Source organism: Methanomethylovorans sp. (genome assembly GCF_041305605.1).
Classification (GTDB): Archaea; Halobacteriota; Methanosarcinia; order Methanosarcinales; family Methanosarcinaceae; genus Methanomethylovorans.
Map to the genome: position 1 here is coordinate 1 of NZ_JBFYLB010000131.1, position 14,061 is coordinate 14,061.

A 14,061-nucleotide genomic window follows, 5' to 3' on the forward strand; every position below is an offset into this window, starting at 1 on the left:
AGATCACAACTGCATGATCAAGGGCTCTGGATACGCCAGTACCCACAGCAGGAGCACGGCCATGTGCGACCTGTAAGTTCCCGCAATCAAAATAATAATACGCGAACACTGCACAGCCCACGGGGCTTATCATCACTGTGCGGTCCTGGATACTCAGGTCACCCATAGCCTCACCTATGAGTTTGTGCAGGATGCCATGGCCGCATCCCGGGCAGTAGTGAGTGGCAGTAGGAGCTGCTCCTCCTTTTCTGGGGAATTCGGCATAAAGACCGGCTGGCCTGCCTATGACCTTCTCTTTCATATTGAGCCTCCTGTTGCAACATCTTCTATCTTCTGCATCACCTGGTCAAAAGTTATAAGATTTCCTCCGAGCCTGTTCACAAGCTCAACAGGCCTTATGCATCTTGTTGCAAGCAGCACATCGTCTCTCATCTGTCCATTGCTCATTTCCACACAGATAAATGTGCAATTTCTTGTCTGAGCCAGCGTTAAAAGTTCTTTTTCAGGGAAGGGGAAAAGTGTGATGGGTCTGAAAAGACCAACCTTTATGCCTTTCTTTCTAGCCTGCTCTACCGCAGACCGACAAATACGGCTGCTTATACCATATGAGACCAGGATGATATCGGCATCTTCCATCATATATTCTTCATATTCCACTTCCTGCTGTTTGATCAGTTCGTACTTCTTCTGTAGCTTGTTGTTGAACCCTTCAAGCTGTCCGAAGTCCAGGAAGATAGAAGTTACAAGGTTCTGTCGGGTCTGTGCGGTGGCATCCACAGCCCAGGAACTGTCGATCTGTGGCTGCACTGCGTTTGTTGGGAACTTAAGTGGCTCCACCATCTGACCCAGCACGCCGTCTGCCAGCACTACTGCAGGATTGCGGTATTTGAAGGAAAGTTCAAATGCTTTGATAGTGAGGTCGCACATCTCCTGCACGGAATTTGGAGCAAGGACTATGTTCTTATAGTTTCCGTGGCCTCCTCCCTTGACGATCTGATTATAATCGGCCTGTTCCGGACCAATGTTTCCAAGACCAGGTCCTGCTCTCATAATATCTACTATGACGCAAGGAAGTTCTGCTCCAGCGAGGTATGAAATACCTTCCTGCTTCAGACTTATCCCCGGTCCGGATGAAGCTGTCATTACCCTGTGACCTGTCGATGCTCCACCATATACCATATTTATAGCTGCTTCTTCTGATTCTGCCTGCACGAACTTCCTGCCAAGCATCGGGAAATAAGAGGATGCTTCATGCAATATCTCGCTGGCAGGAGTAATAGGATAGCCAAAGTAGCAGTCACAGCCTGCATACAATGCCCCGATAACAACTGCAGTGTTGCCTTTTACTAATTGTGTTACCATGATGAACTCTCCTCTTTATATTCATTCCTTGAGGGGGATATGTATCTCTATTGCCAGAGGCTCAGGACATGTGTAGTAGCAGTTAGCACATCCTATACATCCCGAACCCACATATTCCACATAGTGGTATCCTCTTTCATTGAGACATTCGCTCATCCGAAGCACATCTTTTGGACAGGCCATTATGCAGCGTCCACATGCTTTGCACTCCAACTCGTTTATTACCGGGTAAGGGTCTTTTTTTTCCACTGAATCCGACATTATTTCAAGCCTCTAACACTCAAGATGCATTGATCAACAAATCCCAGAAACCAGCTCATCCAAAAAACAATGGCCGTATTGGAGCGGCCATTTATGTTTGTCGCTTTCTGCACTTTTGGCATTTGCTACTATACATGTATTATAAATAGTTCACCACAGAAGGCATTATTCTTCTTTGTCCTTGTCGCGTATCTCAACGCGCCTGATCTTACCGCTGATGGTCTTTGGCAGTTCAGGCACGAACTCCACGATGCGTGGATACTTGTATGGAGCAGTGACCTTCTTAACATGCTCCTGTAGTTCCTTCTTCAGTTCTTCACCGGCCTTGTAGTTCTTTGTAAGCACTATGGTAGCCTTAATTACCTGGCCGCGTATGGGGTCAGGAACTCCGGTAATGGCGCATTCGAGCACAGCAGGGTGTTCCATCAGTGCACTTTCCACTTCAAAAGGCCCAACTCTGTATCCTGATGTCTTGATGATATCGTCCGCTCTGCCCACGAACCAGAAGTATCCATCTTCATCTTTCCAGGCCATGTCTCCTGTGTGATAGTATCCATCATGCCAAACATCAGCTGTTCTTTCAGGCTCGGCACGATAACCTGCAAAGATTCCCGGAGGATTACTAAAGCTTGTATCTATACAGATCTCACCTTCTTCGCCCACTTCACAGGCATTGCCTTGTGCATTCAGCAGTTCGATATCATACATAGGGGAAGGCTTGCCCATGGAACCAGGTTTTGGCTCCATCCACGGATACGTAGCTACGCTCACCACGGTCTCGGTCTGGCCGAACCCTTCCATGAGTTTCAAACCGGTAAGTTCGAGGAACTGCTCATAAACTTCAGGATTTAAGGGTTCACCGGCAACAACACAATATTGGAGCTTGCTGAAATCATATTTGCTCAGATCCTCTCTGATAAGGAAACGATATATTGTGGGAGGAGCACAGAAGGTCGTTACATTGTATTGTACGCAGTTCTCCAGCATTTTGTCAGCGGAGAACCGTTCATAATCATATACAAAGACAGCACTGCCTGCTATCCATTGGCCGTATATCTTGCCCCATATGCACTTAGCCCATCCGGAGTCCGCAACCGTGTAGTGCAGGCCCCCGTCTGTCACGCTCTGCCAGTATTTTGCAGTTATAATATGTGCCAGAGGATATGCGAAGTCATGTTGTACCATTTTTGGGAAACCTGTGGTGCCCGATGAGAAATATACGATAGATATGTCACTATTGGCGGTTGCCTCCTCCCCAGTGGGCCGCTGGAATTTCTCAGAGGCCATCCGGAGTTCAGCGTCAAAGTTGATCCAGTTCTCACGGTCTGCTCCCAATACAATTCTATGCTTAAGGGTGGAACTGCATTCCTTGTATGCAGCATCAACCTCGCCAAGTACATAGTCATCGAAGGCACAAATTACTGCCTTTATATCTGCACGCTCCACACGGTATACAATATCCTTTTTAGTAAGCATGTGAGTGGCAGGCACAGCAACAGCACCTATTCTGTGCAGAGCGAGCAGGCAGAACCAGAACTCATACCTGCTTTTCAGTATGAGCATTACATTATCGCCTTTCTTTATACCAACCTTAGCAAATAGATTTGCTGTTTTGTTGCTGTAGTACTGCAGGTCCTTGAAATTGAAGACTGCCTCATTTCCATTGTCATCGCACCAGACAAGAGCTTGCTTTTCTGGCTGCTGCATTGCATATACATCTACAACATCATAAGGGAAATTGAAATTATCGGGGGTGTTAATAGTGAAGTTTTCCTTGAAATCCTCGTAGGATTTAAAGTCCGCAACCGGAACGAAACGATCTAACAAAGAAGTCATGTTCTCTCCTCTTACTTACATTATAACTGCAAGGAACTTTGCGCTCTTTCCACCAACAGCGGCCATACCATGCGGATAATTGGAGTCGAAGAATATAGAATCGCCTTCTTCAAGCACGATCTCGTTGTTATGTATAACGACTTTCAATGTACCTTCAAGCACAAAATCAAATTCCTGTCCTGGGTGGGAATTCATAGATATCTTTGTTCCTTCAGGTTTTGGCTCCACCTTAACAACAAAAGGCTCAGCTTTCTTGTGTACGAAATTGGCAGCCAGGCTCTGATACTTGTACTCTTTTCTTCTTTCCACGCCTACACCTTTGTCCTTGCGGGTTACTGTGAAGACATGCATCCGTGGATCTTCTCCTTTCAGCAACACAGACATATCCACTTTAAGTTCGCTGGATATCCCATAAAGGATACTGGCCGGAATATCTTTCTCGCCTGCTTCGTAACTTCTATAGGTGTCAGCATTTATGTTCAACTGACGGGCCATTTCCTCTGCTGAGATATCGGAGATCTCACGCAGCTCCTTAACACGAATTGCGATTTCTTTTATCTTTTCCTGCATATTCAGACTTCCTTTTCTTGTGTCTTACTTAAAAAAATAGGAGTGTTAGCTCAATCCTGGGCATATTCATTTGATCATAATGGAGATGGACGCCTCACTGCATGACCGGATATGATTGATCATGGTAGTTTAGTTCATTTCACTTAAAAATCTCCTATTATTTTAACATATTCATTTATTCAGAATACAAGTGGCAATGCATTTATTTTGCAGAGCTTGGAAAGCACATCTTTGATTGTGATACATCACAAATATATATGTTCTTAGACATAATGTGCAACAGTTTCGGAAAGGGTGAACATGAATAAGATACAGAGCATTATCAAGGAAATGGATCCTATGTACATCAGATGCCTGCTCCATGCTTCACTTGGCCTTACCTGTCTGCTTTACCCTTTTCTTCCCCTGGGAATACTGGTGCTTATTATGTTCTTCATGCTTATGGTCTTAAGGCGATTATCTATAAGATCAAAGCTATATCAGATCCTTTCCAATAAGGATAATACTGACAATAAACTGAAAAAACCAGTTGATAAAGGGCTTAGAAGTGCGAACAATCTTGTCCTTTCCATCCTCTTGCTTTTGCTGTTCAACTATGGGTTCAGATTGGAAGGAGTAATCTTTCCCATATATGTTATCGGTGGGGCTGTAGCTATCAGTACATTTGGAAGCGCTTCCGCAAATGCTTTTAAACATTGGAAACAAACGCAATTAAAATGCCTGGCAAGATTGGATTATCCTGAAAAGAGGTACAAAGGAGAAGACAGCGATGTATTTCATCTGCCTTCTAGTCTTGTCATGCTGTTAGTTGGCATCGTTTCGGCTTTTCTTGCCGGAGCGTGGATAATTCACTGGATGGGAATTGACGTCTCCTATGACATGATCTTCTTCATAGCGGTGATAGGTTCGGTTACGGGGGCCCTTTTCGAATCCATTCCCTCCAGAGTGGATGATAACATTTCAATTCTCTTTGGATCTTCCATGGTCATGTGGCTTTTTGCTTCTTTTGGGTACACAGTGCCTCCTGCACATATGTTCTTTGCTCTTCTTTTTTCCCTGCTGCTAGGTTACCTCGCTTATAGAGCACGTATAGCAGACATATCTGCTCTTCTGGGTGCCAGTATTCTGGGAGTGCTGATCATAGTTTTTGCCGATATTTTCTGGTTCCTTCTATTGTTGACTTTTTTTATACTGGGAGGAGGCTTTACCAAGTATAAGTATGCTTACAAAGCATCCATTGGTATAGCTGAGGCAAAAGGCGGTATGAGGAGCTATGAAAATGTTTTCAGTAACAGTATGGCAGCTCTTGTGCTTGCCATTGCTCACGGCATCTATCCTCAGTACAGTGAACTCATCATGTATTCATATCTCGGAACAGTTGCAACGGCTACGGGCGATACACTTGCAAGTGAGATCGGGACCACTTCAAAGGAAAGGCCGCGCATGATCACAAACTTTAAGCCAGCAAAGCCAGGCCGTGATGGTGCGGTTACTATACTCGGTGAACTTGCATGTATATTTGGTTCTCTTGTCATAGCTGTTTTGGCAATCCTTTTTGGAAGGGTGGAAAATATCTATCTGGGGCTTTTAGTAACAACCCTTGGAGGATTTATTGGTACTAACATTGACAGTTTACTGGGTGCCACACTTCAGAACAGAGGAATATTGTCTAACAGTGGTGTGAACTTCTATGCTACTTTTGCAGGAGCAGTAGTTTCAGGTTTACTTTTCCTGTTATTATCTTGAAATATCCACATTTGATTCATATTTCTCTAATATCTACAATTAGTAAATTTTTATATAAAATTATCTGGTACTGTTGTAATGTTGTTTCTATGATCTTGTCAGATCATACCTTGCATCCACGGGTTCAACCAGATACCTGACAAACCCTTTTATTAGTTCAAGCATTAAATAATACTCTAATTAATCTTTACATCATATATACAAAAGTGAATATCATGCTTGACATAGGAATCATCGGTGCATCCGGTTACACAGGTGGCGAGCTCATGCGCTTACTGTTGAACCATCCGCAGACTAAGATCGAGTTGGCAACATCCCGTAAGTTAACTGGTAAGAAAGTATCTGCGACCCACAGGCATCTTAAGGACATGGTGGACCTGCAGTTCGAAAATCCTGATCCGCAGGAAATAAAGGACAGGTGTGATGTAGTCTTTGTGGCTGTGCCCCATGGTACTGCCATGGAGATCGTGCCAAAGCTCCTTGATGACAAAGTAAAGGTAATTGATCTGAGTGCTGATTATCGTCTTAAGGCAGATGTCTTTGAGAAAGTATATGGCATTAAACACCTCGATCCGCGCAATGTGGTATATGGAATGCCGGAGCTGCATACGGAAGTGAAACATGAGAAATTCATAGCCAATCCCGGTTGTTTTCCGACAGGCGCTACTCTTGCAGCTGCCCCTCTTGCACAGGTCTCTATGATCGAAAGTGTTGTATTTGACTCCAAGACCGGTGTTTCAGGTGCTGGTATTGAGCCAAGTCAGGCTTCACACTATCCCAACATGGCCGAAAATGTGCAGCCTTATAAACTGACAACTCACAGGCATTTGGCAGAGTTCACTCAGGAGTTACAGCGTCTGGACAATTCTCTTACAAAGATCTGTTTCACGCCCCATATTATTCCCTCAGTGAGGGGTATACTTACCACAGCTCATATATTCACTAAGGGAAAGCTCACAAAATATGATGTTATGGACCTGTACGCAGAAATGTATCAGGACAAGCCTTTTGTCAGGGTGGTGGATGGGATCCCGTCTCTTAGTGCAGTAAGGGGTTCTAATTTCTGTGACATAGGATTTGAGGTGGATCCCAGTAACAATCGTGTGGTTGTTATCTCAGCCATCGACAACCTGGTAAAAGGAGCATCAGGACAGGCTATACAGAACATGAACATCATGTGTGGCTTAGGCGAGACCACCGGTTTGTGGATGTCAGGTGTGGCCCCTTAAACTTTGATCCTATTAAGATGGTGTAATTCATGCAAGTTAAAGATATAATGAATACTGATGTGATCGTATGCAACCCCCAGACAACCATAAGTGAGGCTTCCCAGCTGCTTAAGAAGCATAACATTAGTGGTTTGCCGGTGGTAGAAGAAGGCAGGGTTGTAGGTATAGTCTCAGAAGGTGATCTACTCAAGTTGCTGGAAGTTCCGGAACACGGAGGCTTGTGGCTGCCCAGTCCCTTTGAGGTAATAGAGATACCTATACGTGAACTTCTGAACTGGGAAGAGACAAAGCACATGCTGGATGACATTGGCTCAAAACCTGTCAGCGAGATCATGCAAAAGAATGTACATGTGATATCCCCGGAAAATAGTATCCAGGACGCTGTCAGGCTTATCACAAAGTACAAAGTGAACCGTCTTCCGGTAGTGGAGGATGATATTCTGGTAGGGATCATCACTCGTGGTGACATCATACACGGACTTGGAGGGAATGCAGAACAATGAAAACGATCGATGGTGGTATCTGTGCTGTAAAAGGTGTTAAAGCCTGGGGTATCAAACCTGGTAAGATGGGTCTTGGGGTGATCGTTGCAGAAGGTAATGCTGCAGGCATGTTTACCAGGAACAAGGTTATCGCTGCTCCATTGGTTGTTACACGTGAGCATCTTCAAAAACATAGCAAGCTCAGTGCATTGATCGTTAACAGTGGCAATGCAAATGCTTTTACAGGTGATGAGGGTCTTGCGGATGCAAGGGAAATGGCCAACATGTTATCGGATGCATTGTCTATAGATCCCGAACATGTGGCAATAGCTTCTACTGGTGTTATCGGCAGGCGTCTGGACACCAAATGGATATCTTCACATCTTCCGGATGTAGTAGCTTCATTAACAACCGATCACGAAGGCAGTCGTACAGCAGCAAGGTCCATAATGACCACTGATACGACAATGAAAGAGATAGCTATTGAGCTTGATAGCGGTGTCCGTATCGGGGCCATTGCCAAAGGTGCTGGTATGATAGAGCCCAATATGGGCACTATGCTATGTTTTGCTTATACGGATGCAAAAGTCCCTTCGGAATTATTGCACGAATGTCTCACCAAGGCGGTGGACAAAAGCTTCAATATGGTAGTAGTGGATGGCGATACCAGTACCAATGATATGGTGCTCTTAACAGCAACGGGTAAGTCCGGTATTCAACCTGTGACAGCCGAGTTCCAGCAGGGACTTGACCATGTGTTGATAGAGCTTGGAAAAATGATCGCTGCCGATGGTGAAGGTGCTACAAGGCTCATAGAAGCAAAGGTAACCGGGGCTTTATCTGATGAGGATGCTCGTCTGGCAGCAAAGGCTATTGTGCGCTCACCACTTGTGAAGTCTGCAGTTTTTGGTAAAGATCCCAACTGGGGACGTGTGACAGCAGCAGTGGGTTATTCCGGTGCAGACGTAGATCAGCACAGGCTATCTCTTGCCTTTTCAGATGGTAAGAATACGATAGAGCTGGTCAGCGGGGGTAAGATCCTGGGAGCAAATGATAATGCTCTCTCGTTGCTTGGGAAAATAATGGGAGAATCAAAAGTGGATATTATCGTTGACCTGGGGTTAGGACAAAGCAGTGCCACAGCCTGGGGTTGTGATCTTACTTATGATTATGTGCGCATAAATGCTGATTATACGACATAAACCCACATTTTTTTTAGATAAGGGGTGAAGGGATGGACATCGAAGAATGGGAAAAGCGTTATTCTTTGGCGTTTTCCGGTATTAGTGATATACTGGGTAACATAAATGGTATCTTCGTTGCATACAACAGCAATGTGGATGCTATAAAGCATGTCAGTGAGAAGGACATCCGCAAGCTAATTTCCATAGTGGGAGCAAAGGCAGTGCAGCAAAGAGTTGCAGAATATCCGCGTGAGGTTCAGAATCCGACGGATCTTGTTGCAAGGCTTGTGATAGCCATGCGCGATGGCAAAGCTGCCGAAGTTCCTACATATACTACTGATATTCACCAGTGGCTCATAGATAACATGGTATTTGATAAAGCCCGCATGGGAGGTCAGGCCGGTATCATTTCTAACCTGCTGGCCAACCTTGGGATTAACAATGTTATAACATATGTTCCATGGTTGTCCAAGGAACAAGCTGAATATTTTGTAGATGTTCCAAATCTCAAATATCCGGTGATAGAAGATGGTATTCTCAAGTTAAGACACCCCCTTGAGGTTTATGATGTAGACCAACGTCCTAAGGTGAACTGGATATTGGAATTCTCAAAAGGTACGAAAGTTGAATGTGCTGAAGAGATATTTGAAGTTCCCAGGGATAATCGTTTGATCATCTCTTCAAGACCCTCCTGGCTGCGCATAGACATGAGCAAACAGCTATACGATCAGATCCCGCACATGAATGGAATAATCGATGGTGCTATCCTTGCAGGCTATCAGATGATAAAAGAGGAATATGAGGATGGAGCCACTTATCGCGATTATGTGGGAAAGGCTGTGAAAGTTATCGAACGGCTAAAGGAAGGTAACCCTTACATGCGCATACATGTGGAGTTCACCTCTATTCAGAACAAGGTCATACGGAAAACAATTCTTAAGGATATTGTGTATAAGCACGTCTCGTCTTTAGGACTGGATACTGTAGAAGTAGCTAATGCTCTTAATGTTCTGGGTCACGAAGAACTGGCATATGCTGTTATCAGTAAAGGTGAGAATAGCATCTCTGCGTTGTATGAGGGTGCTGTTAAATTATTATGCGAACTAAAGCTTGAAAGGGTCCATATACACTCCCTGGGCTTCTATATATGTGTAGCTGCCAGGGATTTCCCTCTTTCAGTGGAAGAGCACAGGGATGCTTTGATGTTCTCATCGACACTTGCAGCAGCACAGGCATTACATGGTGGTATCAGCAGCCTCAAGGAAGCCGAGTCCGGTCTCAGTGTACCGATATACAGGCAAGGCCACAATGACCTCGAGCAACTGGAAAAGTATCTTGTAAGAAGGGACGTGTGTACCGGGACTGAGTTCGAGGATGGCTGTGTCTGTGCACTGAATCATGATCTTATTGTCATTCCGACAAAAGTAGTACCGGATCCGGTGGCTACTGTAGGGATCGGTGACACCATCTCAGCAGGTGCTTTTGCAGCTATCCTTGCCATGCTCAGAAAAAAGAAGGAAGCTAACTGACAGGGGTTTCCGAATGAAGATACTCTGTGCCTACAATGCCAACGTCGATGCCTTATATTCCATTACAGGAGAAGAAGTATCTGCTATGCTCGCTTCTGCGGATGGAGCAGACGTGATGGGAAAAATAACAACTCCTACAGGTGTTATAAATTCCATATCCGATTTTCTTGCAGGACTTCTCTTCTGCATGAAAGAGGGCACAGGTGCAGAGTGGCTAATCCACGAACCAGAGGTATTCAAACGTCTTAAGGATCAGTTCATCCATAGATCAAAACTGAGGATGGGCGGCAATATGGGGATAATGGCGAATGTGCTTTCAGAGATGGGTGCGGAACTTGTAGTTCCCAATGTTGTCAATCCTACAGAAAGACAACTTTCTTTTTTTTCCAAAAAGGCAATTTATATTCCGGGATCTGATTCCTGTTCTACGGAAGCAATTTATGAAGATGATGAACCCATACACTTCGTGTTCGATTTCAAAAAAGGGGAACATGTGGAATTTGGATATCTCAGTTTCACAGTTCCAAGGGAGAACCGTTTCATAGCGACCTATGATATTATGAACATGTCTCTCTTGGTCAATCCTCTTTTTGAAAAATATGCCATCCAGCATGCAGGTGAGATGGATGGTATGTTGATCTCGGGTTTCCATATGATGCTTGATACTTATCCCGATGGTTCTACTTTCGTGGACAAACTTAACAAAGTCCTGGAACAATTGCAAATGTGGGGTTCCATGAATACTAACCTGCCAATGCACGTGGAATTCGGGCACTTTACCAACAAAGATATGGCTTTGCATGTGTTTTCAAAATTATCTCCCCTTGTAAGTTCGATAGGTATGAATGAAGACGAGCTTGCCATGTTAAATTCTGTACACGAAGTGAACGCAGCCAAAATATTGCAGATGGATATATTTTCCATATTGGAGGCTGTAAAGCGTAGTCTATTAGCCAGCGGTCTTCGTAAAATGATCGTGCACACCCGTGAATATGTTTTCAGTATGTCTCGTCAGACGGACCTTGATGTGGAATCACAGCTTGAAGCTATGAGTTTTGGCGTCACATGTGCCGGAATTTTTGCATCTACCGGTCATCTTTATGATCGAAATAAACTATGGTCAATATCCTCAGTTCTTAAGGAGAGTGAATTTGGCCGTACTCAGGTGGATCGATTCATTGAAGCAACAAAAGCTGTTCGTTTTGGTCGTGGGGCTGCTGGTATATATGATGGTCGTCAGGTATGTATCCTTCCCACTTTGCTTAGTGATAACCCGGTTTCCACCGTGGGTCTTGGTGATACGGTAACAGCTTCAATGTTCCTCAGAGAGCTGGAACTACGGCAAAAGTAAAGGTGAAAACATGTATACTCTTCAGTGTGATGATTTCAACCTGGATTATACTCTGGATTGCGGTCAGGTTTTCAGATGGGACAAGGTTGGTGATGTATGGACAGGTGTCGTGCAGGGGGATGTAGTGCGTGCCTGGCAGGAATTAAAAACAGGTGTTGTGCACATCGATTCCAGGCTGCAGGAGGATTTTTTCCGTAATTATTTCCGATTTGATGATGATCTTAGCAGTATACTGGAAGCTGTGAATAAGGATGAATACATGGATGAGGCTATTCGCGGGTACAGGGGGATGCGCCTTATCCGGCAGGATCCATGGGAATGCTTGATCTCATATCTTCTTGCCACAGCCTGGAGCATTCCGAATATAAAGAACGGCATTTCCAAGCTATCTCGCATCTTTGGCGAGGAAATTAATGAGGGGTATTACAGTTTTCCTAAACCCAGTGCTTTAGCAATGGCATGCGATTCTGATCTGTGTGACTGCAGGCTGGGTTTTAGAACGAATCGTATACGTAAGGCAGCAGCACAGGTGGTTGATGGTGATATCAACCTTGATGAACTTTTTGAGCTTGACTATGAGGCTGCTAAAAAGAAGCTCATGATGCTGGATGGCATAGGAGAAAAAGTGGCAGATTGTATTCTTCTCTTTGCCTTTGAGAAAATGGAAGCTTTTCCTGTGGACACGCATGTGGAAAAAGTAATAAGGACATATTACGGGAATCATAATTTTTTCAAAGATGGCATGACCAAAACCAAAATAGGTAGATGGGGCAGGCTATACTTCGGAAAATACTGTGGCTATGCGCAGCAATATCTGTTCTATCAGAAAAGGCTTGAAGGCTTAAAGTGATCCCGATAATCAAAAAATAACTGCTTTAGGGAGCAGCGTGTATCGATTCCCGGATGAACTTATCTGATGTGAATTCCCTGTACGGCCAAGGTACAGGGGTTAACTGTCAGGTCTTATTTTCTTTTCAGGTACACATATCCGACTGCAAACACTCCTATTATTAGCACAGATAAGCCCAATCCAAATCCTGGAGTTTTTTTGGGTTGCGTTTTGTCCATACTATCTTCTGATTGAGTGGATCTGGTTTCCCTCTCATTGTTTACAGAGGAAGCAAGTGCTTTTTCTGCAGTGATAGCGAATGGCGAAAATCCAGGAGTATGAGCTTCGAATACTACAAAGTCTGTGGTGTTACTTTCTATAGTAGCAGGCAGTACTTCCCATGCAGTTCCATTATATCTCTGCAGCTTCACTTCTGACGCGTTTACGCCAGTCTCTTCGATCCAGGAACTGTTGACCTTGAACTTAACCTGTGCATCTTTAATGTTAGCTTCACTGGCAAAGCCTGCTTTGCCTACCCATATATTAACATATTTGTATATGGTCCCTTCAGGAGTGCTGTTCACCAGCTTTGACCTGCCTTTCAGCACTTCTATGGTCGATGTGATCTCTCCTGAGTTCTTAAGGGAATAGAAACTAACCGATTGGATGGGATTACCCTCTCTTAAGAACTCATAGGTAGCATTGGCATTCATTCTCAGGTATTTGGTGTCAACATCTTTCATTGCTACGTTTACAAAGTCCTCGGCACTGCCTGCCCCGCCTCCTCCACCACTACTACTCTTTTTACTGCTGCTCCCCTCGCTACTTCCTCCTCCACCACCGCCACCACTGCTGGATGACTTGGTTTGGAGACTGATACTTACTGCCTTTCCCTCAAGACCATTACTATCGTATGGGGTCAAAGTATAGTTATAGGTAGTATCTTTAGAAAGAGGACTATCGACATAGGATGTTGATCCGCTTACATTCTCTATTATACTATTGTCTCTATACATTTTTACAATAGATATATCGGGGGAATTGGTCCATGTTAGTGTTATGGAACTTGAAGTGATAGCTTTTGCCGAGAGCCCGGAAATGGTCAGTAATGCAGGAGTTGTCGCTGAATCGTTCACCCATGCCTGATTGATGTTCCCTGAAATATCCACCGTTTTCGTGCTTATGGTGTGTAGAGTTCCTTCAGCCAATCCGGTTACATTATAGAACTCTTCAGTTGTATTTGTGACAAATGCACCGTCAAGATATACCATCACATGTTTGAAGTCCATGTCCAGGGGCTTTACCCATGTCCATTTGATCCAGTTTGAGCCGATCCCAATTTCCTGCAGGTTTGTTACAGGTGCCGGTGGAGTAGTATCTGATGCTGCTGTAACCTGAAGGATGCTGAGTCCATTAAAAGTATCAGCAACGTATACATAATTGTCTGCTACAGTAACGCCAGTTACCCAATTATCAACGGTATTGTAGCTGCCTGCGAGGGTTGGCATGGAAGGATTGGTAATATCCAGGATCACAAGACCATTAGAACGGTCAGCTATGTATGCATAATTCTCAGATACTGCAGCAGCGTATGCATACCCTGCCGTATCATAATTTCCAGTAAGCTTCGGGGATGCAGGGTCACTAATATCCAGGATCATAAGACCATCATCTCCATCCGC

General features: G+C 44.4%; 12 protein-coding genes and 1 pseudogene. 7 read left to right on the plus strand and 6 right to left on the minus strand.

Translation table 11 applies throughout. The features are described 5' to 3' along the window. The 5 genes and pseudogenes from ACCM36_RS08070 to ACCM36_RS08090 form a co-directional block, all read right to left on the minus strand. Positions 1 to 301 (minus strand): annotated as a pseudogene (locus ACCM36_RS08070) (ketoisovalerate oxidoreductase); the annotation flags it as partial. Then, positions 298 to 1,362, minus strand: a complete 1,065-nt coding sequence (locus tag ACCM36_RS08075; protein ID WP_370573238.1) for a 3-methyl-2-oxobutanoate dehydrogenase subunit VorB — start codon at positions 1,360 to 1,362, stop codon at positions 298 to 300. The pseudogene ACCM36_RS08070 and the gene ACCM36_RS08075, both read right to left, overlap by 4 nt. Before the next feature lie 21 nt (positions 1,363 to 1,383). Continuing rightward, positions 1,384 to 1,623 (minus strand): ferredoxin family protein, encoded by a 240-nt coding sequence (locus ACCM36_RS08080; RefSeq protein WP_370573239.1) that lies wholly within the window; start codon positions 1,621 to 1,623, stop codon positions 1,384 to 1,386. 165 nt (positions 1,624 to 1,788) lie between these two features. After that, on the minus strand, positions 1,789 to 3,459 hold the full coding sequence (locus tag ACCM36_RS08085; RefSeq protein ID WP_370573240.1) for an AMP-binding protein: 1,671 nt from the start codon (positions 3,457 to 3,459) through the stop codon (positions 1,789 to 1,791). A 15-nt stretch (positions 3,460 to 3,474) separates the two neighbouring features. Then, positions 3,475 to 4,029 carry a helix-turn-helix domain-containing protein gene (locus ACCM36_RS08090; RefSeq protein ID WP_370573241.1) on the minus strand — a complete coding sequence of 185 codons (555 nt, stop codon included), beginning with the start codon at positions 4,027 to 4,029 and terminating at the stop codon, positions 3,475 to 3,477. Between the two features lie 300 nt (positions 4,030 to 4,329). Here ACCM36_RS08090 and ACCM36_RS08095 point away from each other — a divergent pair, with 300 nt between their 5' ends. The 7 genes from ACCM36_RS08095 (at position 4,330) to ACCM36_RS08125 (ending at position 12,400) form a co-directional block, all read left to right on the plus strand. Further along, positions 4,330 to 5,775 (plus strand): TIGR00297 family protein, encoded by a 1,446-nt coding sequence (locus ACCM36_RS08095; protein ID WP_370573242.1) that lies wholly within the window; start codon positions 4,330 to 4,332, stop codon positions 5,773 to 5,775. Between the two features lie 215 nt (positions 5,776 to 5,990). Beyond that, the gene (argC, locus tag ACCM36_RS08100; RefSeq protein ID WP_370573243.1) at positions 5,991 to 7,004 is read left to right on the plus strand and encodes an N-acetyl-gamma-glutamyl-phosphate reductase; all 1,014 of its coding nucleotides are present in this window, start codon (positions 5,991 to 5,993) and stop codon (positions 7,002 to 7,004) included. A 29-nt stretch (positions 7,005 to 7,033) separates the two neighbouring features. Next, complete coding sequence (locus ACCM36_RS08105; RefSeq protein WP_370573244.1) at positions 7,034 to 7,507, plus strand: CBS domain-containing protein; 474 nt, start codon at positions 7,034 to 7,036, stop codon at positions 7,505 to 7,507. Beyond that, on the plus strand, positions 7,504 to 8,688 hold the full coding sequence (gene argJ, locus ACCM36_RS08110) for a bifunctional ornithine acetyltransferase/N-acetylglutamate synthase (RefSeq protein ID WP_370573245.1): 1,185 nt from the start codon (positions 7,504 to 7,506) through the stop codon (positions 8,686 to 8,688). The genes ACCM36_RS08105 and argJ overlap by 4 nt, the downstream gene beginning before the upstream one ends. A 32-nt stretch (positions 8,689 to 8,720) precedes the next feature. After that, positions 8,721 to 10,199: an ADP-specific phosphofructokinase gene (gene pfkC / locus ACCM36_RS08115; protein WP_370573247.1), complete on the plus strand. Its 1,479-nt coding sequence runs from the start codon at positions 8,721 to 8,723 to the stop codon at positions 10,197 to 10,199. A 13-nt stretch (positions 10,200 to 10,212) separates the two neighbouring features. After that, positions 10,213 to 11,550, plus strand: a complete 1,338-nt coding sequence (locus ACCM36_RS08120; protein WP_370573248.1) for an ADP-dependent glucokinase/phosphofructokinase — start codon at positions 10,213 to 10,215, stop codon at positions 11,548 to 11,550. Positions 11,551 to 11,560: 10 nt separating this feature from the next. Continuing rightward, positions 11,561 to 12,400 carry a DNA-3-methyladenine glycosylase gene (locus ACCM36_RS08125; protein WP_370573249.1) on the plus strand — a complete coding sequence of 280 codons (840 nt, stop codon included), beginning with the start codon at positions 11,561 to 11,563 and terminating at the stop codon, positions 12,398 to 12,400. 113 nt (positions 12,401 to 12,513) lie between these two features. Here ACCM36_RS08125 and ACCM36_RS08130 read toward each other — a convergent pair. Further along, a partial coding sequence (locus ACCM36_RS08130) for a PGF-pre-PGF domain-containing protein (RefSeq protein WP_370573250.1) occupies positions 12,514 to 14,061 on the minus strand: 1,548 nt, incomplete at its 5' end.